Genomic DNA, 21,311 nt, shown 5'->3' on the forward strand with positions numbered 1-21,311 from the left:
CAACGAATTGACTTGCAATGCAAGCTTCCGCATTATGATCGGGCACAGGTTGGGGATTATATAAAGCGTCATTTGACGTATGCTGGGGCTGAGAATGAGATCTTCTCGGATGGAGCGATTGAGGATATTTATCGGTTTTCTAGCGGCTCAGCTAGACTCGTCAATAAAGTTTGTACACACAGTTTAATCTACGGCGCCCAGAATGGGCATCGCATCATCGACGATCATATGGTCAAACGCGTCATCCAGGGAGAATGTTCTTGATTCTCCCTTTTTTTAAACCATCGACTGGACAGCTTGTCCGTCAGGTTTAGGACAGCATACGCCGTCAATTGGCGGACAGTATGGTTTAGCAGTAACAGAATTATGTCAAAAATAGATTGTAATCTAGTACCTCCTCTATAACGGATACATATACTTATATTACAAATGAGCAGCAATGATATTGGTACAGGAGGTGAACACACAAACTAGTAACCGCTGCTTATATTCATACTAAACCACATTCCTGAGAGGGGAAATGACAAAATGAGTTTAAACTTTTTAGGTTCATTAATTGGCACTGAGGTCAAAATCAATCGCGGAGGTCCTGACTCTATCGTTGGTAGATTACTTTCCGTCCATCATGATTTCTTATCAGTCCGTTTGATTGATAGAACAATTGTGTTCATTCAATTACAGCATATCAAAAGCATTAGTGGTGCGAACAGCAATGCTAGCAGAGGTAACAAAAGTAACAGTAACAAGAGTGACAGTAACAACAGAAGCAACAGAAGCAATAGAAGTAACAGAAGCAGCAGAAGCAGAACTTTTCAACGTTTTCAAACTGCGCATACCTTTGAAGGACTTTTGAATCAATTGAGATTCTCAAATGTTCAAATCAACCGCGGTGGCCCTGAGAAAATTGAAGGTATTCTTGTACAAACCTTGGATGGCTTCTTGCTGCTTGTTGTAAAAAATGAAATCATCCGTATTCCAATCTTCCATATCAAAAGTATTACTGTTGCTAACAAAAATAAAAGCAATGGCAATAATTCGAACAGCTCTTCCAATAAAAACAATAACAACAAAAGCAACAGTAACAACAAAGACAACAAAGAAAACAAAGGCAACAATAACAAAAACAGTAAAGCAACTGCATCACAAATCGTTGCGATTAAACTTATGTTAAAAAAATACCACTCTCGTTAAATTTAGTAGAGCTGCTAAATGATACCCATATTCCATACCCCCAATCTCGTCGCAGGCGCGCTGATTGCTACGGCACTCAGCGCGCCATTTGGGGTTATTTATGCACTAATTCAACGAGGATAAAGCATTTCTACTAGATTGAAAGGAGGTGCAAACTGTGGAAACTATGATTATGCTAATTGATAAACAAGTGGAGCTATCATTTTCGGGGATCCAACAACCCTTAAAAGGAGTGCTGCTTGAGGTAGGCAGTGATCTTATCGTGATTTACAATGAATTTCATTTTTACTATATTCCAATCATTCATTTACAATATCTAAAACTAGATACCTATGCCAGCTCTACCATAGATCCGCCTACGGAATATCCGTTTGATCTTCAATCTCCGTCTATCTCTTATCGAAAGATGTTAATGAGCGCTAAAGGGATGTTCGTTGAAATCTATATCACTGGCAATCAAAGTATACATGGCTACTTAACTCACATCATGAATGATTATTTTGCTTTTCATTCCCCTGTGTTTCATACGATTTTCATTTCGATGAAGCACGTCAAATATGTGATCCCTTACCATCCGAATACGACACCTTACTCGATGCAAATGGAGAATTTTCTCGTCCAACCTTCTCAAGTTACGTTTTCCCGTACGTTTGATCAACAGTTAAAAAAGCTGGAAAGCCAGTTTGTTGTCCTGGATCTTGGAGAAAATCCGAGCAAAATCGGCGTCCTTCATTCAGCGGACCACCCTTTTCTCGAGCTTCATACAGCTACCGGGAAATCGATACTGCATAGTGAGCATGTGAAAACGATTCATTTACCTTCTGCACGCAGAGGGGACAGCTATGGAAGCCGAACTTTCTAAGATTGACGTCCAGAACGGACGTCATTTTGCTTTATTGTAGCAAATGGGCTTTCTGGGCATACAGTAATGCATAAACTTTGAGAGGAAGACCATTATGACTTATACGTATGAAAACCTGCCGCAACCACTTCAAGCCTGGCCGTTCCAGCATCCGAACCACCCCCCGGTTCCGCATCCCGCATGGCCTTACATGACTCAGGCTCCTTGGGCTCAGGATTTTGAACATGAGTACCGTGAAAGAGATCAGCCTCTCACTTTTGTACTGATTCACGGCTTCTGGGCAGATACAAGCTTTTGGTCTGGGGTTGCTTCTGAATTACGTAAAAAAGGCCATACCGTCTATGTTCCTGAGTACCCAAGACATGGCGCTGACCCTAACAAGAATGTTACACATGCAATGATGACCAAATCCATCACTGATTACGTAACATCTCGCAATTTAAAAAACATTATATTGGTTGGCCATAGCTTCGGTGGCAGTTTAGTCCAAAAAGTAGCAGAGCTTATCCCCGATCGTTTGAAAAGACTCGTATTCATGAACGCATTTGTAATTAAAGATGGTGGATCGCTGGCCGACGAGTTTCCACCCTCTATGCTAGCCATGTTTAAGCAGCTCATAGAAAGCTCAAAGGACAATACAGTATTGCTTCCGTTTCCTCTTTTCAGAGAATCCTTTGCAAATCTAGCAAGTTATGCGCAAGCTCAACAGCTCTATAAAAAAGTCACACCTGAACCTGCCGGGCCCTTATTTGAAAAGCTTGATTTGAAGAAATTTTACAGCCTGCAAGTACCCAAAAGCTATGTTCATCTGATGGAAGACTCTGCCATAACACTTGGAAATCCAAATTATGGCTGGCATCCGCATATGTCAAGCCGACTGGGTTTATATCGATTTATTCAAGCACACGGCGATCATATGTCAACAGCGCAATTCGAGCTTAAACTTATCGCACGAAAGATTTATGAAGCGTCTAGAGACTAACAAGCTATCAATATTTGATAAGTATTTAATAATTCATCCAACTCACCAGATAATCGCAATATGAACTCGGAGCGCAGCTCGTACATGTTTCCCGCATGGTTAAGCTCATCTCTTTTAGCTTCTATTTTCTTCTCTAGTTCAAATAACGAGTCCATTATGCATGACCTCCCATGAGTAGTCTATTAATTATATATTTTATACAAATATTGTTAAGAAAATATAAGTTTTGTGAATAGTAGATTATGAAAAAAGCGCCGCTGTCGATGCGACAACATGCGCTTTTTTTGACTACGAGCATGTTGACTGACTTTTTTGCTTAGGATTATTGCGCAACCAATTTAACATATCATCAATCGTATTCACAGGTACAATAAGCAGCCCAGGTGCTCCTCGTCTTGCTTCCGATTCATTTTGGGATGGAACAAAAAATACATCGGCATCCGTTCTGCTGACGCTATAGGCTTTCTGCTCTAAGCCTCCAACAGGACCGATCGAGCCATCGGGCTCCATGGTTCCCGTGCCTGCAACACGGTTGCCATACGTAACTCCGCAAGGTGTAAGCTGATCAATCAATGTTAGAGCAAGCACTGCACCGTGCGAGGGTCCTCCCTCATGCAATAAATAGTTATGATATCTCACCGGCTCTGGAATATCATATTGCACCTCATTCGCAACTTGAATGCCGAAGGCAGCACGGCTCGGATCATCCGGATTTGCCCGTGTCTTAACCGAGAGACTAACTTGCTGTCCGCCGCGCAGCACCAACACCTTCACTTGATCTCCGGGCTTTGTCATTTTCATGCGGGCTGTCAGCTCTTGTACCGTAGAAACACTATCATCATTTACTTTCTCGATCACATCACTTAGCTGCAAGACACCAGCGCCGGGGCTATCTTTTAGAATCGCCGTAATGCGAACCCCATGCGAGGTGATTCCCTTGCCCTTGCCTACTTTCTGATAAGCAATCGCACTTCCCGCGGCGTTCGCATCCTCCTTCATCGTACGAACTTCTTGGTTGTACTCCCCTAGAGACATACCGAGATTATTGGGTTCAAACGTATACTTAGCAAAAAGCTTCGCATATAGCCAATCGATCGGGAAGGCTGGCCGCTCAAAGACGAGCACACCCGAAATTTCTCCATGAGCACTTCCCCCATTTGCCTGAGCGTAACGATTCATATTTAAGGTCAAACCTGGGTAAGTAACCAAGACATTCGTCGGCCAGAACATCACAAGCAATAAACACAAAGTGGAAACAAGCACAGTTACACTCTGAACAGGCATTTTGCGACGTTTTCGTTCATGGAAAAATAAATCTATAAATACTAGTAACCATGTTATAAGAAAAATACTCACCGAAATTTCAATCTTTTTCGGAATCGTTAACAAGATTATTGCACTCGCCAAGGAAGCTGCGATTACCGCGATACTTCGAACGCGACCCCAGATATTTCCCTGCGATAACATATGCCTAAGTGCGCCAACCACCCAAATGATAGGAATCAAAGCAAGAACATAGATCAGTAGATCAATCGCATCTATCCAATAAATCCTTGTACCCAACCGCAGGGGATCTGGCAGCCATATCAATTCCCCTGTTACAGCTAATATCAGGACTAAAACCATACCCAAGTAGTAAAGTCTTTGCCAGCGCGCCATCCATCAAACATCTCCTGTTTCACCGAATCTTAAAAGAGCAGACACCTTCATCATAAGGTATCTGCTTCTTTTAACTAAGTTAACTCGTTCATATATTTCACGACTTCATCATAGAAGAGCTTGCCACCGAAAATATCTAAGGCACTCCCAATGGTGATATCGAGCTTTCCTCGGGACAACTCTTTGAATAGCTCAAGATCCGCGAATGATCTTGCCCCTCCTGCGTAGGTAGTCGGAATTATAACCCAATCTGCCAACGTACTGACCAAGCTTTGCTGAATCCCGCTTTGTTTGCCCTCAACATCAACAGCATGAATTAGAAACTCATCACAATATTGTTCCAAAAACCGAATGTTTTCATGATTCAATTCAAAGTCACTTATTTGCTTCCATTGGTTAGTGGCGACGAACCATTTGCCATCTTTCTCCTTACAGCTGAGATCTATGACCAAATTATTTTTTCCTACCTCAGCTACGATTCGTTTCAGATTGTCCATGTTCAGTTGCCCGTCGCGGAAAATATAAGACGTTACAACGACGTGCGAAGCACCTTGCTCAAGATAGTAGCTGGCATTCTCCGCATGAATACCACCGCCGATTTGCAAACCGCCAGGATATTCGCGCAGCGCGCTCACGGCTTCATCCTTATTCCCGTCACCGAGCATGATGACATGTCCGCCAAGTAGATGATCCCTTTTGAACATCGCGGCATAATAGGTTGAGTCATAAGAGGAAACAAAATTTTCAATGATTTCCTTCCCCTCCGTACTTAATGTCTCACCTACGATTTGTTTAACTTTACCGTTGTGTAAATCGATACAAGGTCTAAATTTCACGAAAATACCCCCACTAGAATCAATTGCTGCTAGATCAATTTTCCATCAATTATAGCACAAATAGCCCTCTAATAAGGGCTACGTACAATAAACATCCTACTTTTTAATGAATCCTTCTTCTGCTAGATACTCCTGAACCTCTTCATAGGTTTCAAAGGCGCAGTCTAGATTGCTTCCAGCATAGATATACCATAAATCTTCAACGAAGGTAACGACCAAGAGATGGCCGTCTTCATCGATCCAATGCTCTTCTTGTTCTTGTTGTTTGGTATCATTCTTCGGAAGCTTCTTGGATGTCTTACCCGTTAAAGATTGAATCGACTTCTCGATAATGTCTCGCAGCTCATCCGCGCTGAAATCACGGATATTGATTAACCCTTTGCTGTCCGTAGCATATCCTTTGATATATTCCGCGTATACAAAACCATTACCGTTTGGGTGCAGGTGATAAACAACCGCCTTCTTATCATATGCACTATCTTCGTAATGAAAATTGATTCTGCCTAGTGATACATTTTTCCGTTCTAACTCGGGAAAAGATTCCACGATAGCTAATTTTTCTTCTAAACTAAGCATACTTGCCTCCGTAATTTACTCAATAACCTGGATTTTAAACACGTTCTCCAATTTTCCATCAGATCTTTTCTTCAAAGGCACTTTAATGTCTCTTCCGAGTTCTTTGAAAAAAGTTTCAACATCACACTGTACATTGGAAAGGATAACTTTAAATGAACCGTCTTCAACAATGTTCTGATTAGCTTCTGCAAGGACCTTAACATCTACCGCATATTTCTTCGTTAACGTGTTGATGTATCGGCTGAAAATTTCAATTAATTCCTCATTGTTAAAATTTTCAATAACCAGTTTTCCCTTGTTCGTAAAATTTAAATGAACGTTCACTTTTAAATGTCCCCTTTTCCTTTAAACCGTTTATTTTCTTGTGGGTAAAAACATGCTGACCGTCTGGTTCTTCCTCATTGAAAAGGATCCAATCCCTTGTTGGCATCGTTGGCTTTACATCGATCAAATAATGCTTCTCTTCTATTTTACTTGTTTTTATGGGTATGAAGCAATACAAAAGCCAAATTCATTTTTAAAAATAAAAAGAAGCAGGTCATTCCCTGCCTCATCTTGTCTTATATTGTATAATTATAACACACTTTTACGAATTCTAAGCAAAAAGGATGGAATCCCAATGGCCTTTGGCATTAAAAGAGAAGAACTTCAACAATGGAAGGCTGCCGTAAGCCGCGGCGAGATTGCCTTTTTGACTCACTACTGGCTGGATAAACGCTTTGTTGGCATTCGAACTGTTACGAAAGTGGGCTGTTCTGATTTGGATCGGCTATCCAAATGGTGCGTATCACATGGACTCAACCCGCAATATATTCACCATAGCCCATCTTATCCCCACTTTGACCTCTTTGGCTCCATGCAGAAGCGAATATTAGAGCTCGAGAATAAATGGGATCAGATCGAGAGATTCAAACTCTAAAAGCAAAGCAGGCTTGTATACATAAATAAACCTTATGATATACTAAATATTTGTAAATACTAAATTGTGAATTTGGAGAACCTACCATGATCCCAAAACTTAAGATTACTTTTGTCTTTATTCTTTGCATCTTATCACTTCTATGCTTTTCCCTTATTGCTTCCCACATTCAAGGCCAGCAGATCGCGCAATTCGATCATAATGTAATTACCTTCATTCAAGGAATGGAATCGCCTGGACTCACTCTACTCATGAAAGTATTCACTTTCATTGGTTCAACTCCTATTGTAATCGTAATTGCCCTCTCTGCCATACTTTTTCTTTATTTTGTTTTACAACATCGCTTTGAGCTCGTTTTCTTTGTCTCCATAGTTGCAGGTACAGGCATCATTAATCTTCTGCTCAAATTGTATTTTGCTCGCCAAAGGCCCGACCTGCATAGACTTATCCAAGAAACTGGCTACAGCTTTCCTAGTGGACATTCCATGGAAGCCTTCGCGCTTTACGCGTCTCTAGCTTTTCTTCTCTGGCGGCATATTTCTACGAGAATCGGAAGAACGATCACTATCCTAATCTGTATCGTTATGATTGGACTTATTGGGATAAGTCGGATATATCTAGGGGTTCATTACCCTAGTGATGTCATTGGCGGATATTTGGCAAGCGGGGTCTATTTCACCTTAGGAGTGTGGCTATTTCAATGGTACAAAGAGTATCGAGCCTACAATAAGAAAGTAAAGCAAAAAGCCTCCTAACTGTACATGATCAGCTGCAGAAGTAAATATTACTTAGAAGTAATTTGATTAATTTGCCTCAATCTTGTTTCAAATCGACTAATGAAGTCAATCGAATACTCGCCAATTGCTGCTATTTGATCTCGGACAAGCCCTGGAAAGTCTGAATGATGGATTTCTAGAAAATCATCAAGTTCATTATACCAGGGCAATAAATTCATTTTGATAATTAACACACGATTTTTCACCTTCGAATTCCACCTTTACAACGCCATACTAAAGTTTATTCGTATAACGCTGTTTGTGTCCTAGTTAAATAAGCCAATTATAGTAGTGTTAATCCCCATTTCTTCTATTTCCTATGTAATAGCCCCACAAAAGATAGGGCTGGATTCTTTGAAACTTCATCGGTTTAATAGAAACTTAGCATATCGTAACGGTGTTTCATAGGTATTATTAAAAGTCTGAACCATTTTTAATTGCTTAAATTCATACCTTTGATCTCTCCCATTTACTTCGATAAGCTTAATTCTACCAAATTGGTCTACGCCAACATCCAATCCGACATCTGCCATAGCCGGGATGCGCTCACTTAGGCTTTCAGCTATAATCAATGATGCCTGCTCAACATCCGCTTTCATTCGGTAAGGATCAAAGCCGCTAGCCCGAAACAATTCTTCACATCGCCTAGCTTCTCCGCCTTTTGCCAGATTCGTGACATGTCTACCGGATGCAGCAACTTTACCTGCAATGCCCGTAATCTGCCACTTCCCTTTATCCCCGCGCTGGGCAGAAACCCTTAGATCATACGGGCGACCTTGATACGTTGCCAAAGAAATCGCTTGTTGGATAAGATAGCTTTGTGTTCCTACTTTTTCATGGATATACGCTTGGGCTTTCTTATCACTAAGCATTTTCGGTTCGATATTACTCCAGCAAAGCTGCCATTCCTCGTTTTCTTTCTTAGTGACTTTAATCACCCCCTTACCTATGCTGCTATTCGTAGGTTTAATGTAAAGAGATGATAATCTTTCCATAGCATCTATTAGTTGTTCTGAAGAGTAAGCCATAGATTCAGGTAGATAATCTCGAACCGATTTGTTTGTCGATAATAACTTGTGAATACGAAGTTTATCATGGCGATTTTGTCCATTGAATACAATACTTGAATTGGAAAGAACCCCTAATTGCTTCTGTAAATAAGACGTAAGCGTCATCGCACGATTATGAGTGACTTTAGGGATAGGCAATCTAATCAGCCGATACTTTTTATTTTCATAGCATAATCCTAGAACAGATTTCTCACTAATATGCTGTAGACACATGTAGAAAGGCGTTATTCCAAGATTTTCAGCGGCTTTATTGTATAGATCGATTCGCTCGTATCCGGTCTTCTGCCTAAGAATGCCTAAATACGTTTTTCGATCCAGAAGAATTCCAACCACAATGCGCACGTCATCACCTTCGTCAAATAGGATCATCTTTAACACTGTATGCAGTCAGAGTCTACCTGACCCAGATCACTGCAAAAAGAGCCGCACATTGGCAGCTCTCTTAGTTGTATGAGTGATTTTCGTTTATAAACTATTGCTCCTTATACATGTAAACCATCATTTCCTCATCATAGCCCTGTCCCTCATATTCCAACGCATTTTGTTCCACGCCATAAGTCTCATAACCTAATTTGCGATAAAGCTCAACAGCTGCTTTGTTCGTAGTTACCACGCTAAGGGTGACTTGCTTCAAACCTTCTAATTGTTTCCCTCTACGAATCACTTCGGCCATTAATTGCTTGGCAATCCCTTGCCCGCGGAATTTCTCTGATACATACACGCCCCAAATGAAGGCTTTATGCTTCAGCTTTAGACTTTGCTCTCGCTTAAAACCTACGGTTCCGATAAGCTGACCTTCTGTTGTAAAAGCACCCAAAATATAATTGCTGCTACCTTGACCAATTCGTTTCTCCACTTCTTCTATAGGCAGCAAAACAGATTCCTCATAGGCAGCGCCAAATGCGACCGGATTTCTTTGCAGTGCCTCAAGCCGCAGCGCCCAATAATCCTTAGCTTCTTCTACTCGAATACTTCTGATATCTATCTTGGCATTACGCATATGCTCACCATCCTATACTTTCAAACCAGAGTCCCTGTTGTTTCTTCTCTAAGGCATACCGAATATAACTAACCATATTATCAGGCAGCTCTTTCAAATGAAACCATTTCAATTCCTCGCACTTCTCTGGCTCCTTATTCATGATCTCACCCTGCCAGCTATGTACGTTCAGAAAGAAATCTACCCATTCGGACGTCGTATTTTTGCGATGCATGACACCGATAACTTCAATATCTGTAGGTTTGATGACAACTCCTGCTTCTTCTTCCGCTTCTCTTATTGCAGCTGCGATCACCTCTTCATCGCCATCCATTCTGCCTGCAACAACGCTCCAATTGCCGTCTTGAAACCCTGTATTTTGTCTCTTCAATAATAAAACCTCTTCGTTTCGATAAAACAACACATGCACAGAGCCATATAAAATTGGTGTTCTCAAAATGATCCTCCTTGATTCGCATAGCCTTATTCTATTTCCTTCAAATCTCACTGATATATTACTTATATTATCAAATTGCAAAAAAAGGAGCCACATGGCCCCTTATTTGCTTTTTATTCATTAACATTCAGACTCTGATAAGACAAAGCAACGTCTAATAGACCATCATCGTTTGGTAACATCGCAATATCCGTTTTACCGTTTCCATCGAAATCAGCAACGGTTAAACGCCCATTCGTTCGGCCCCAAGGACCAAATACCGAGAGCAATTTGTATTCACCCTCCGATGTTTGTAGATACACACGGTTCGTTAAATTGTTGGTGTCAGAGCGTAAAATATCTTCCTTGCCATCCCCGTTAAAATCACCGAACCGGACGCCGCCAAGCTCATCAGGAATGTTCAGATTAACTTTATTCAGCTTCCATTGCATGTTCGCTGTATCCAATTCAAATTCCACGCCTTGGGAGGTATTCTCTTTAAACAAAAACAAGCGTTGGCTGTCCTCATTTCGTAAATTTCTCACAAGTAAATCTCTTGAAGAATTGGACCTGAACGTGTAGGGCTTAATTTCTTTAACTTTCCCTCCATGCAAGTATAAACCCAGAAGTTGACTTCGATCTTGCGATTGACCGGCAAGGATACAATCCCCATTGGACTGATGCAATTCATACAAATCATACCAGCGTTTAGCCGGAATCGTCCAAATTTGTTGTCGCTCGAACGAAATCCCATTGGATGCGTAGCTCTCTAGCTTGCCGGAAGGTCGAACGACCCAAAGACCTTTTTTATGGCGGTCATTCATACCATTAAGTGTAAATGATGAGCCATCTTCATAATGCAAGGACGCCCAAACCAGCGGTGCAGGTTGGTTTTCATTGCGTAAACCTGTGTACTGAGCTTGTATGACCGACAGGTTGGAGGTCTTCTTATCCCATGTCACAATGTCATTTTGATTTCTGCCTGTTACGTTACCGATTTGTACGAGGGTAGATTTCGTGCTTCCAACCTTCAAACTTAACGATGGAGTAAAGGGCACATAATCATGTATGGAATAGAACGGATAACCCTTTAAATGAATCTGTGTGATCAGCCTTTGTAACACACTTTTATTTTCACCGGCGTATTGAAATTGCGGTATACCATCCTTAAGTAGCTGTTCACCCATCTCATCCACGACTGGTACCAGATGGCTGAATTCCAAAAAAGGATGATAGAAAAAAGAGTTAATTCGCTCTGTTTTCCCCATTTGATTAAGTATAAACTTCTCATCTTTACCACTTGGTATATACGAAAGTGTTGTCGGTACGAATACATTGCCAAACGACGTATTTCCAAATCCCTTATTAAGAACATTTTTATACTGAGCTGCAGGCGGGTTGGAATCGATCGTAACATCTGGTTGATAAAAAAGTCCAAAATAAGAACGAAACACCTTATCCTGATCCGGCGTTGTATGATAATGCGGCGCTTCCCAGAAATGGGGCGATAAATTAGCAAGGCGAAACCGGCGATAACCCTCTTGCACACGCTGTTCCGCAAAAGCAGTAGTCGCAGTTTCAGGCTTATCTACGACATTAAATTCGTTGCCTATACCCGAGGCTTGATGACCATCCTCACGATAAACATCTCCTACCTGGTGGGTATAACCATGCATGCCAATTGATCCGCCATGCTCCACAGCTTCGCGCAGCACACGATCAAATGCTTGAATATAGTCATTATCCAATTGATCGATAGCGCGATCATATCGTTTACCGTCTTGACTTATATTAATCCAACGCGGGATGACCGCCATACTGTAGTGTACATGCTGCTGATGCAAATAATCAAAGACAGCTCTCAGCTTTCCGAGCCCTTCAGGTGTACTATAATAGCCACCAGGACCAATGTCCTCTAACCGAAGCATCATGAATCGCGGATTATTGTCGGCGCCTTCAACGGTGATGATGTGATTTAATCCGATGTATAGACTTAAAGTAACAAAGCCTGCTATCACATACCGCATCCAATTGTTTTTCTGTAATAAGATCCTCAACATGCAAACTCCCCCCAAGGATGCTGGATCATTCCTGTTTACCAAGCGATTCACAAACACTATAGGTCAATTGGACTATATCCTTGGAAAATTGTCTATTATAAATTATTACGATAATTTTTGGTGCTATGAATTGGTGCTATTAATTGAAATATTTATACCAAATGCCTGCATATTCTGGTACCACATGCCAATTATTTGCCCTTACTTGCTTTCCGAAATCTTCTCCAAAGAAATACGAGGTTAATTGTACAGCTTCATTCACATCTTTGAATATATAATCGGTGGCTATCGAGGTGTGTTCAAATCCATATTCAGTTTCTAACAACTGATAATAGGGTGCCAAATAATCATACCTGATCGGTTTCGCAAAACCCGTTCCCAAAGTCTCTAGAATAATCACTGTTCCGCCTGGTCTAAGAATGCGCCTAATTTCAGACATCATCTGTTTCAAATTATTCGCCCAATCCACATTATTCGAGCTAGCTAGATAACATAAGCTCCACCCTGCTACGACAAGATCCTTGCTAGCATCCTCAATTGGCAGATCTCTATGGTCGGAAACAATCGTTCGCCAGTTCGTATAAGAAGTTGTTGTAGTTAACTTATTTTCTAACACATTCAGCATGGCCTTGGAGCTATCCAGACACCAAAGTGAGTTGGCTTCTACGGCAAGAAACATAGAAAGTCTTCCAGTTCCTGCCCCTAAGTCTACCACATCCAAATGCGCATAAGGTCTTATCTCATGAATCACCTTTGCTAAATTTGGCTGCTTACTAATGAGTAAGTCGTAAGTTTCTGTGTTGTCTTGATAAATGTTATGATCTCGAGACATGTTCATTCCTCCTTCAAGTTTTTCTTAGAATAAACCTTAACCTTAGGTCAAGGTCAAGCGTTAGAAGGAGTTTTGAAAAGGGATCCATTATGTGTGCGCTTACAATATTGTTGTCATAATTACACTTCATCTTATCACGCTGTTCATGATTTGAAAATATAAAATGATACCGCTTTCAAGTTTGACTCAGTGGGACTGAAGTGCTACAATTCAAGCAAATTTGGTTGCAAATTAGGATTGGAGGAAATGTTCCTGCATCATTTTAAACATAAATGGCAATGGACGATTTTGGTCTGGATCATTCTTGGGTTGTTCGTATTTCCTTTGACACCGCCAATTTCACACCACTATTCTTTCGATACCGATATCATCGTTCTAGCCAATACGACTCCTGCTTTAACCGTTCAAGATCATCCGCCATCCAAAGAAACAATACGAGCTCAGGAAGATATGATTCAGAGACACGAAGATTATGACAAACAATATGAGATGACCGTATTCGTTGTCTTTATTATTTTTATACTATCCAAAATATGGGAGCGATTGAAGAGTATCTTATTAGCTTTTCTCAAATTCATCTCGGGTTACACGGGCCTCATTCCTTCATTATTCACTAGAACCCAACTGAATGAAATGTGGAAAAGAGGAACCCTTCATGTCAAACCTATCGGCTGGAGCTGAACAAGCACGCTCCCAACATCAAAAATTAACCCGCCTCAAATTTATTCGCAGAATTTTTTTCATGATCGTCGGATCAGCCTTATTTTCTGTTGGTTTGGAAATTTTCTTAGTCCCCAACAATATTATTGATGGCGGAGTTGTAGGGATTTCCATCATCGTCTCTCATTTGACGAAAATTCCGCTAGGCGTATTTCTCGTTATTTTGAATCTCCCTTTCTTACTTTTAGGATACAAACAAATCGGCAAAACATTTGCCATTTCTACCTTATTTTCCGTTGTCCTTATGTCCATTGGAACCTCCCTGCTGCATCCTGTACAAGCGATTACCATAGATCCTTTGCTAGCCGCAGTTTTCGGTGGAATTATACTTGGTATTGGTGTAGGATTAGTCATTCGCTCAGGCGGTTCGCTCGATGGAACTGAAATTGTAGCTATTGTATTTAGCAAAAAGTCACCATTCTCCGTTGGCGAAATCGTAATGTTTTTCAACTTTTTCATTCTCGCCAGCGCAGGCTTTGTCTTCGGCTGGGATCATGCAATGTACTCGCTCATTGCGTATTACATTGCCTTCAAAATGATTGATATCACCATCGAAGGCCTCGATCAATCCAAAGCCGTATGGATTATCAGCGATGAATCCGACAAAATCGGGGACACCATAACGTCCCGGCTTGGCCGCGGCGTTACCTACCTTAAAGGCGAAGGCGCCTTTACAGGAGATGACAAAAAAGTGATCTTCAGCGTCATCACCCGATTAGAAGAAGCCAAGCTAAAGTCCATCTTGGACGAATTGGATCCTAAAGCTTTCCTCGCCATTGGCAATATCCATGATGTAAAAGGCGGACGATTTAAAAAGAAAGATATTCATTAAAGGGAAATAGCAAGAAGAGGTTAAACAGGACGTTCTGTTTAACCTCTTCTTTGATTTTGCATGATAGGGTTAGGGAATTCGCCTAATACAGCGGTTCCGTTACCTTGGTTCTTTGTTTGATGCAAAAAGTACAGCTAATTTTGTTAATAACGGCGATTTCATGTAAGATGCTGCAAATTGTGCAGCTAATTCGAAGCATTTGGCCCATTCCGGCTTCATATGAGGAAATTTGATGTACCAAATACATGTAAACTTATCCATACATAAAATAATTTGAAATTTGCTGCACTTTCTGCATCTTGTTGGTTATCCGCTCGCCGCTTTGTTACAAATCCAATATGAACTCGAAATGCAGCATGAATTAATTGGAGTAGCTAGTTCTGTACATCTTTGTCCCAAGCGTTGAGTGAATTGGTGCATATACTGTAAGTGCCGGAGTAACATCTGCGGTAGAAAGTTGCTGACGTAGCCAGAATTCAACATGTATCCCTGGTATCACAAGGCTACGTTACGTAAGCGTCCTAGTTCCAGTAGTTCCTCAGATCAACCTTCTGGCCAAGTTTCGCGCTGTCGATGGCGCCAAGCACCATCGCCATGCTCTTGATGTTATCGCGGCAGTCCGTCTCCGCGAGGCGGCCTTCTTCCAGCGCCGCGAACATCTCATCCAGACAGCCGGCGTGGCCGCTGCGGCCTGGCCAGTTCACCTCCGATTCCACTCTCGCGTAATCGCGGATGAACTTGCCGGCTTGGTCGCCGGCGGCGATGATCTCGGCGTATGGAGCGCCGATTCCGTCCCACAGTGCGGTGCCCTGCTCGCCGGTCACACGCCAAGCCGCCTCCCATGAGGTCGGCGCCCCTTCCGCGCACCAGGAGCCGCGGTAACAGAACACAGAGCCGTCTGACAGCTCATAGATGCAGATCGCAGAGGCATTCCCGGCGTACCACGAACCGGGAGGATTGAATTCCTGGCAGTACACCGAAACGGGGTCTGCCCCAGTAATAAACCGAGCCTGATCGAAAGTATGGATCGCCATGTCAAGAATGAGCGGGCTTTCCATCGCTTCGCGAAAGCCGCCAAAATGCGGCCCCAAGAAGAAATCGGCGCCGACATAACCAACGCGGCCAATCGTGCCCGCGTGAATGATCTCCCGCAATGCGCGGATGTTCGCGTCGTAGCGACGGTTCTGCATGACGGAAAAGGATCTTCCCGTCCGCTCCGCCAGCTGCACCAGCTCCCGCGCTTCCGCCATCGTGGCTGCCATCGGCTTCTCACCGAAGACGTCACATCCCTGCTGGAGTGCTGTTCCGCACACCTGGAAATGGCTGGACGGAATCGTGATGTCCAGCACCAGATTCGCACCGCTTTCCTGAATAGCTTGCTCCAGGTTCGTATAGACGCCGCAAGTAAGACCATGGCGCTCAGCCATGGCTTGTGCGAATTCCGTTTTAATATCAACAAGCGCGACTATGTCACTATCCTCGCGTTTTAACATATACTCAACCCATACATTCGCCATACTGCCGCAACCAACAACCACGATGTGATACTTACTCATCTCGCACATTCCTCCCCTATCATCCCTAAAATATAGTGCCCAGTCATTCTTCCCTTCGGTATGGCGCAAACAAATCAAACATAAAGTGCATAGCCTCTTCCTCATCTTTGCCTTTTGTAAGCAAACGAAGTGTTGTTCCAGCTTTGATCGGGACTAGTAGCATGCCCAGCAGACTTTTCACATCCACAATATGGTGCTTATGATCATGCTCAAAGTCTATTGTAATGTCCGAAATAAAATGAGAAGACTTTGCAGAGATGGCCGATAAGTCGGCTCGTTGTAAATCTGAATGGATCTCAAATTCATGTACTCTCATAAACAAAACTCCCTTTTATATTAAATTTCGGTTCACTAGCTCTTTCTACGATATTTCTTCCATTTGCGATAACTTCTCCGAACAACATTCAATGCAAAGCCGGGGATGGGCATTTTACGAACCCACGGATAATAGAAACGATCATAGGCATTTTTGAGATCGTCCCACATGGGACAATATTCGCTTTTCATAAAGTCCGACACGTCGACTACTAATCCTCTGCCATCTTTCATCATCACATTTTTCCCATGTACGTCATGTGGATTTAGGCCCCTGCTAACTGCATAAGCGAGTGCTTCATCTATGTCTGTAATGACTTGTCGTGGAATCGGTATCCCTCGATGTAAGCATTTGTATAAAGTAACGCCAGTCAAACGGCGCAGTACCAAAAAATTTTCCCCTGCATGCAAGCATTCTGAAAATGCGGGATGTTTCCCAAGACGTCTATATACTTCCTTTTCCTCTCCAATTCCCGGTCTGCCTGGCGCATATACTTTAACAACAACTTCAGAATAATCCGGATGTGAAAGTACCGCTGCATAATTGCCAGAACCAACAAGCTTCCATGGCTTAGGTATATAGTGTACAACAATTGGATCGTAAGGTTGTTTACTGTAAAGCTCCAAATTAGGGAGCAATTGGTGTTCAATTTCAATCAGCCAAGGCTTTAACATAGAACTATTTCTGCTCCCCTTCCATCTTGTTTTTACCTTCGTGAAAGTGACGGAATCATGATTTGTTAATTGTTGCTATGTGTGGTATTATACAAAGATATTTGTGTAAAGTGAAGTGTTGAACATGCCCTATTATAATTTGCTAGATTCCCATATAAAAATGAAGCTAATCCCTTGACCCTTGGTCAAGGGATTTTTTTTCCTTGGGGAAACACTTCTGTAGGAGGTCATCATTAATGAACAACGACAACAAATCATCTGTTTGGGCGATATGGCTATCCCTAATCAGCAACATCATTCTCACCATCATGAAAATCGTAATTGGCTTACTGTTTCATAGTGAGGTTTTATTAGCGGATGGGGTTCATAACGCAGGTGATATTATCGCCACGATCGCAGCACTTAGTGCCATGCAAATTTCCAAGCTTCCAGCCGATGAAGACCATCCCTATGGCCATGGCAAAGCAGAGGTGTTAGGTTCTGGATTTGTAGCTTTTATCCTTGCGCTGGCTGCCATTTATATTGCCTATCATTCGACAGTTGCATTTTTCCACGAGCCTCTAACACCTAGCTTAATTGCCTTTATTGCGGCAGCTATGTCTATGGTTTGGAAATACGTCCTCTATGTATATACAATTCGGATTGGCAGCAGAACGAACAGTAAGGGGCTAATTGCAACAGCCAAAGATCACTTGGCCGATGTCTACGCTTCTTTGGCAGCAGTTATTGGAATTGGATTGGCCTTTGTTGGTAAAACTTATAACATTCAATGGTTATCTTACGGGGATGCAGCAGCGGGAATTATCGTTTCCTTATTGGTTTTGAAATTAGCTGTGGAAATGGGCAAGGAAGCCTTTGATGTCCTGATGGAGAAAACAGTCGATCAACAAAAGTTGCATCAATATTCGTTGTTAATCCAAGCGGTTCCACAGGTGAAACGAATTGACCGTATACGAGCACGAGAGCATGGTCATTACATTCTAGTAGATGCACGAGTTGCCATTCCAGGAGAACTCACGATCCAACAAGGTCATGATATCTCCCGAGCTATCAAGAAATCCATCATGGAACAGCACGGTGATGTAGATGAAGTCCTTATCCATTTGAACCCTTGGTACAAAGAATGACGGTCCAATTTTCAATTTGTAAAAAAAAGGTTATAATGAGCTAAACAACATGAAATTAACAGAAAGCGGTGCTGTGATGTCAAGCAATGCTTATTATTTAATCTTTACTGTCATCTTACTAGCAGCAGTCTTATTTACAGTGATGATTGGTCACTCACGAACAAATAAGGAAGGCAATCCCGAATACGACAACAAAACCAAAGGCAATTGGTCACGTCTTACGTATTTCTATGTGATTGCTATTGCTCTTGGAGTGCTTGCACTGATTATCTATGTAGTCAATCGCACATCCATGTAAATGAAAAAGACGCTAGCCAGGATCTTCCTCCTGATTAGCGTCTTTTTTGTGAATTGTAGCTGAAAAGTCTTATTTCTCCCAAGGATAAACGACTCCGTCGTCCTTCAGGGACGAGCGAGTTTGTCAAGGTAGATGCGAAGCAAAAGTATAAAACTTATACTTTCTTATCTACTCAAAGAAACGAAGATAAGCGCCGTACCCTTCCTTCTCCATATCGGCTAATGGAATAAACCGGAGAGCGGCTGAATTAATGCAATATCTAAGACCATTAGGCCCTGGACCATCATTAAACACGTGGCCTAGATGAGAATCCGCTTCATGGCTTCGCACCTCTGTACGTATCATGAAATGACTATGATCTGATTTCTCTTTCACACTGCCTTCGAATACCGGTTTTGTAAAACTTGGCCAGCCGCAGCCAGAATCAAATTTGTCAAAGGAGCTGAATAGTGGCTCGCCCGAAACGATGTCCACATACAGACCCTTCTCGTGAGAGTCCCAGAACTCATTCTCAAAAGGACGCTCCGTCGCATTATTTTGCGTTACCTCAAATTGAATCGGTGTTAATTTTTGCTTAAGCTCCGCTTTATCCTTGGCAGTATTCCAATGCTTTGCAATATAGGCATCACGTCCTGAACCTTTGCGGTAGGCCTTGTAATGCTGCGGATTTTTGTGATGATAATCCTGATGATATTCTTCCCCAGGGTAAAAGGCTTCCGCATCAATCCGAACGATTTCCGTTACGATAGGACGATCGAATCGGCCGCTATCCTGGAGGGCTTGCTTGGAAGCTTCAGCCTTCTCTTTCTGCTCGTCACTATGCGCAAAAATTCCAGTCCGATAAGACGATCCGCGGTCATGGAACTGACCTCCTGCATCGGTAGGATCAATTTGACGCCAAAATGTATCAAGTAATTTATCATAAGGATATAATTCAGGGTCAAATGTAATTTGAACGGCTTCAGCATGACCTGTTGTCTCCGAACACACTTCTTTATAAGTCGGATTGCTTGTGTGACCGCCAATATAACCTGAAACAACGGATATAATACCTGGCAGTTCCTCAAATGGTGTCACCATGCACCAGAAACATCCACCAGCGAAAGTTGCCTTTTCATAATTGCCTTGCTGTACGTTATCAACCATCTCATCTTCACCTCTTCCTTTCATATCCCTTCTATCATACCAAAAAATGAGCAAACAACCAAAAGACACCGTTCATCCAGAACGGTGTCTTCGTAATCAAGCTGATTCCTACAGGTTGTTGAAGATATCCGTAAGAACAGGAACGATTTGCGATTTGCGTGAAACTACGCCTTTGAGCAGCGCTTTGTTGTCTACGAGCGTTACGTTGTAAGCTTTCTCCACCGCATCAGCTTTACGTCCAAGAGCAAGTCCAACGGAATCATTGTTAAGAATGTCTGTCACAACAAACAAGAACAAGTCCAGGTTTTTCTCAGCGATAATGGCATTAAGCGCGGATTCAATCTCAGCTTGCTGGGAAAGAACATCGTTAACATCAACCGCATTTACTTGTGCGATTTCGGCTTTGTAGCTGCCCATTTGAAATTCTTTAGCATCCAAAGAAATCAATTGTGCAACTGTTTTGTCGCTCAGATCTGCGCCGGCTTTCAACATTTCCAGACCATATGTCTCAGCGTCAACGCCTGCAATTGCAGCGAGTTCACGTGCAGCGGCAACATCTTGCTCCGTGCAAGTCGGGGATTTGAACAACAAGGAATCCGAAATGATAGCTGAAAGCATCAAGCCTGCAATATCTTTGTCGATAGAAACTCCGTTTTCTTTGTACAATTTATTTAGGATGGTTGCTGTGCAACCAACTGGCTCTGCGCGATAGTAAAGCGGGTGGCTAGTCTCGAAGTTAGCAATACGATGGTGGTCAATGACTTCCACAACACGTACTTGATCGATGTCTGTAGCACTTTGTTGACGCTCAACATGGTCAACCAAGATGACATTAGCTGCTTCATTCGCTACAGTCTCAACTTGACGAGGCGCTGCAACTTTAAAAGTATCCAAAGCATATTGAGTTTCACCATTCACACTGCCTAGACGAACAGCCTCAACCTCTTGGCCTAATTTCGTTTTCAGTGCAGCATAAGCAATTGCTGATGTGATTGAATCAGTGTCCGGATTTTTATGTCCGAAAATTAGTGTTTTTGACATTGTACGACTCCTTAACCGAAATAGTGTAGTTAGAGCTTATCGTCTCTATTTACGATTATACTAAAAAATCCGGGTAAATCCACTACTAAACCAAAAGCTTTCTCTGAAGCCCCCTAATTAGATTGGAGTCATCAATATGCAATAAGGTACAATATTGGTGAGGGGGAATGAGACGTATGAAAAGCAATATCCTATATGATGAGCAACGAATCAAGGTAGCTCAAGAGGCACTTAGTGGAACGAAGTTATCTTATCTTGCACGTAAATATTCAGTGTCTCCTAGCACGATCACGAACTGGGTTAAGTTCTACAAAGAAAGATTTGGTGAGGAATCCCTTCCTTCTGTGAGTGAGCGTATAGAAGATTCTAAACGCCTTCAGGAGTTGGAAACCAAGATGGATACAGCCATTAAGCTGCTTGGAG

26 protein-coding genes and 1 pseudogene are annotated in these 21,311 nt (G+C 42.2%); 11 read left to right on the forward strand and 16 right to left on the reverse strand.

Annotation, left to right across the window (positions count from 1 at the left end):
* The 4 genes and pseudogenes from G519_RS0133220 to G519_RS0133235 all read left to right on the forward strand — a co-directional run.
* Window positions 1-264: pseudogene (locus G519_RS0133220) on the forward strand (AAA family ATPase); the annotation flags it as partial.
* A 264-nt stretch (window positions 265-528) separates the two neighbouring features.
* Entirely contained in the window at window positions 529-1,191 is a 663-nt protein-coding gene (locus tag G519_RS50750; protein WP_029198296.1) for a hypothetical protein, read from the forward strand.
* Window positions 1,192-1,357: 166 nt separating this feature from the next.
* Complete coding sequence (locus G519_RS45790; protein WP_051253917.1) at window positions 1,358-2,053, forward strand: hypothetical protein; 696 nt, start codon at window positions 1,358-1,360, stop codon at window positions 2,051-2,053.
* Between the two features lie 94 nt (window positions 2,054-2,147).
* Window positions 2,148-3,035: an alpha/beta fold hydrolase gene (locus G519_RS0133235; RefSeq protein ID WP_244280305.1), complete on the forward strand. Its 888-nt coding sequence runs from the start codon at window positions 2,148-2,150 to the stop codon at window positions 3,033-3,035.
* Here the strand turns inward: G519_RS0133235 and G519_RS49470 are convergent.
* From G519_RS49470 to G519_RS0133260, 5 genes are all read right to left on the reverse strand, one after another.
* On the reverse strand, window positions 3,032-3,190 hold the full coding sequence (locus G519_RS49470) for an aspartyl-phosphate phosphatase Spo0E family protein (RefSeq protein WP_082615121.1): 159 nt from the start codon (window positions 3,188-3,190) through the stop codon (window positions 3,032-3,034). The genes G519_RS0133235 and G519_RS49470 overlap by 4 nt on opposite strands.
* Before the next feature lie 133 nt (window positions 3,191-3,323).
* Window positions 3,324-4,694: a PDZ domain-containing protein gene (locus G519_RS0133245; RefSeq protein ID WP_029198298.1), complete on the reverse strand. Its 1,371-nt coding sequence runs from the start codon at window positions 4,692-4,694 to the stop codon at window positions 3,324-3,326.
* 74 nt (window positions 4,695-4,768) lie between these two features.
* Entirely contained in the window at window positions 4,769-5,530 is a 762-nt protein-coding gene (hisA, locus tag G519_RS0133250) for a phosphoribosylformimino-5-aminoimidazole carboxamide ribotide isomerase (RefSeq protein WP_029198299.1), read from the reverse strand.
* A gap of 96 nt (window positions 5,531-5,626) precedes the next feature.
* Window positions 5,627-6,106 carry a hypothetical protein gene (locus tag G519_RS0133255; protein WP_029198300.1) on the reverse strand — a complete coding sequence of 160 codons (480 nt, stop codon included), beginning with the start codon at window positions 6,104-6,106 and terminating at the stop codon, window positions 5,627-5,629.
* Window positions 6,107-6,121: 15 nt separating this feature from the next.
* A complete protein-coding gene (locus tag G519_RS0133260) occupies window positions 6,122-6,430 on the reverse strand; it encodes a hypothetical protein (RefSeq protein ID WP_029198301.1) in 309 nt (102 codons plus the stop codon).
* A 295-nt stretch (window positions 6,431-6,725) separates the two neighbouring features.
* Here G519_RS0133260 and G519_RS0133265 point away from each other — a divergent pair, with 295 nt between their 5' ends.
* A complete protein-coding gene (locus G519_RS0133265) occupies window positions 6,726-7,025 on the forward strand; it encodes a hypothetical protein (RefSeq protein ID WP_029198302.1) in 300 nt (99 codons plus the stop codon).
* Window positions 7,026-7,111: 86 nt separating this feature from the next.
* Window positions 7,112-7,780 (forward strand): phosphatase PAP2 family protein, encoded by a 669-nt coding sequence (locus G519_RS0133270; protein WP_029198303.1) that lies wholly within the window; start codon window positions 7,112-7,114, stop codon window positions 7,778-7,780.
* Between the two features lie 29 nt (window positions 7,781-7,809).
* Here G519_RS0133270 and G519_RS0133275 read toward each other — a convergent pair whose 3' ends face one another.
* The 6 genes from G519_RS0133275 to G519_RS0133300 all read right to left on the reverse strand — a co-directional run bounded on the left by G519_RS0133275 (window position 7,810) and on the right by G519_RS0133300 (window position 13,178).
* The gene (locus G519_RS0133275) at window positions 7,810-8,007 is read right to left on the reverse strand and encodes a hypothetical protein (protein WP_029198304.1); all 198 of its coding nucleotides are present in this window, start codon (window positions 8,005-8,007) and stop codon (window positions 7,810-7,812) included.
* Between the two features lie 156 nt (window positions 8,008-8,163).
* The gene (locus G519_RS48130; protein WP_161632976.1) at window positions 8,164-9,213 is read right to left on the reverse strand and encodes a YheC/YheD family endospore coat-associated protein; all 1,050 of its coding nucleotides are present in this window, start codon (window positions 9,211-9,213) and stop codon (window positions 8,164-8,166) included.
* A 130-nt stretch (window positions 9,214-9,343) separates the two neighbouring features.
* Window positions 9,344-9,871: a GNAT family N-acetyltransferase gene (locus G519_RS0133285; protein WP_036634766.1), complete on the reverse strand. Its 528-nt coding sequence runs from the start codon at window positions 9,869-9,871 to the stop codon at window positions 9,344-9,346.
* Window positions 9,872-9,875: 4 nt separating this feature from the next.
* Window positions 9,876-10,307 (reverse strand): NUDIX domain-containing protein, encoded by a 432-nt coding sequence (locus tag G519_RS0133290; RefSeq protein WP_029198306.1) that lies wholly within the window; start codon window positions 10,305-10,307, stop codon window positions 9,876-9,878.
* 113 nt (window positions 10,308-10,420) lie between these two features.
* The gene (locus tag G519_RS0133295) at window positions 10,421-12,346 is read right to left on the reverse strand and encodes a DUF2334 domain-containing protein (RefSeq protein WP_029198307.1); all 1,926 of its coding nucleotides are present in this window, start codon (window positions 12,344-12,346) and stop codon (window positions 10,421-10,423) included.
* A gap of 139 nt (window positions 12,347-12,485) precedes the next feature.
* The gene (locus G519_RS0133300) at window positions 12,486-13,178 is read right to left on the reverse strand and encodes a class I SAM-dependent methyltransferase (RefSeq protein WP_036634767.1); all 693 of its coding nucleotides are present in this window, start codon (window positions 13,176-13,178) and stop codon (window positions 12,486-12,488) included.
* Window positions 13,179-13,424: 246 nt separating this feature from the next.
* Here G519_RS0133300 and G519_RS0133305 point away from each other — a divergent pair, with 246 nt between their 5' ends.
* Both G519_RS0133305 and G519_RS0133310 read left to right on the forward strand, forming a co-directional pair.
* On the forward strand, window positions 13,425-13,859 hold the full coding sequence (locus tag G519_RS0133305; RefSeq protein ID WP_029198309.1) for a hypothetical protein: 435 nt from the start codon (window positions 13,425-13,427) through the stop codon (window positions 13,857-13,859).
* The gene (locus G519_RS0133310) at window positions 13,834-14,730 is read left to right on the forward strand and encodes a YitT family protein (protein WP_029198310.1); all 897 of its coding nucleotides are present in this window, start codon (window positions 13,834-13,836) and stop codon (window positions 14,728-14,730) included. Before G519_RS0133305 ends, G519_RS0133310 begins: the two co-directional genes overlap by 26 nt.
* A 521-nt stretch (window positions 14,731-15,251) precedes the next feature.
* Here the strand turns inward: G519_RS0133310 and G519_RS0133315 are convergent.
* The 3 genes from G519_RS0133315 to G519_RS0133325 are packed head-to-tail and all read right to left on the reverse strand — an operon-like array spanning window position 15,252 to window position 17,276.
* The gene (locus tag G519_RS0133315) at window positions 15,252-16,286 is read right to left on the reverse strand and encodes a Gfo/Idh/MocA family protein (RefSeq protein ID WP_029198311.1); all 1,035 of its coding nucleotides are present in this window, start codon (window positions 16,284-16,286) and stop codon (window positions 15,252-15,254) included.
* A 43-nt stretch (window positions 16,287-16,329) separates the two neighbouring features.
* Window positions 16,330-16,602: an HPr family phosphocarrier protein gene (locus tag G519_RS0133320; protein ID WP_029198312.1), complete on the reverse strand. Its 273-nt coding sequence runs from the start codon at window positions 16,600-16,602 to the stop codon at window positions 16,330-16,332.
* Window positions 16,603-16,637: 35 nt separating this feature from the next.
* Window positions 16,638-17,276 (reverse strand): serine/threonine-protein kinase, encoded by a 639-nt coding sequence (locus tag G519_RS0133325; RefSeq protein ID WP_029198313.1) that lies wholly within the window; start codon window positions 17,274-17,276, stop codon window positions 16,638-16,640.
* 236 nt (window positions 17,277-17,512) lie between these two features.
* Between G519_RS0133325 and G519_RS0133330 the strand changes: the two genes are divergently transcribed.
* Complete coding sequence (locus tag G519_RS0133330; protein WP_029198314.1) at window positions 17,513-18,403, forward strand: cation diffusion facilitator family transporter; 891 nt, start codon at window positions 17,513-17,515, stop codon at window positions 18,401-18,403.
* Window positions 18,404-18,452: 49 nt separating this feature from the next.
* Window positions 18,453-18,701 (forward strand): hypothetical protein, encoded by a 249-nt coding sequence (locus G519_RS0133335; RefSeq protein ID WP_244280306.1) that lies wholly within the window; start codon window positions 18,453-18,455, stop codon window positions 18,699-18,701.
* 168 nt (window positions 18,702-18,869) lie between these two features.
* Here the strand turns inward: G519_RS0133335 and msrB are convergent, their stop codons facing one another.
* Both msrB and G519_RS0133345 read right to left on the reverse strand, forming a co-directional pair.
* Window positions 18,870-19,847 carry a peptide-methionine (R)-S-oxide reductase MsrB gene (gene msrB / locus G519_RS0133340; protein ID WP_029198316.1) on the reverse strand — a complete coding sequence of 326 codons (978 nt, stop codon included), beginning with the start codon at window positions 19,845-19,847 and terminating at the stop codon, window positions 18,870-18,872.
* A gap of 108 nt (window positions 19,848-19,955) precedes the next feature.
* Complete coding sequence (locus G519_RS0133345; RefSeq protein ID WP_029198317.1) at window positions 19,956-20,888, reverse strand: manganese-dependent inorganic pyrophosphatase; 933 nt, start codon at window positions 20,886-20,888, stop codon at window positions 19,956-19,958.
* 176 nt (window positions 20,889-21,064) lie between these two features.
* Here G519_RS0133345 and G519_RS0133350 point away from each other — a divergent pair.
* On the forward strand, window positions 21,065-21,311 hold a 247-nt coding region (locus tag G519_RS0133350; protein WP_029198318.1), incomplete at its 3' end, for a helix-turn-helix domain-containing protein.

Source organism: Paenibacillus alginolyticus DSM 5050 = NBRC 15375 (genome assembly GCF_000422905.1).
GTDB classification, from domain to species: domain Bacteria; phylum Bacillota; class Bacilli; order Paenibacillales; family NBRC-103111; genus Paenibacillus_E; species Paenibacillus_E alginolyticus.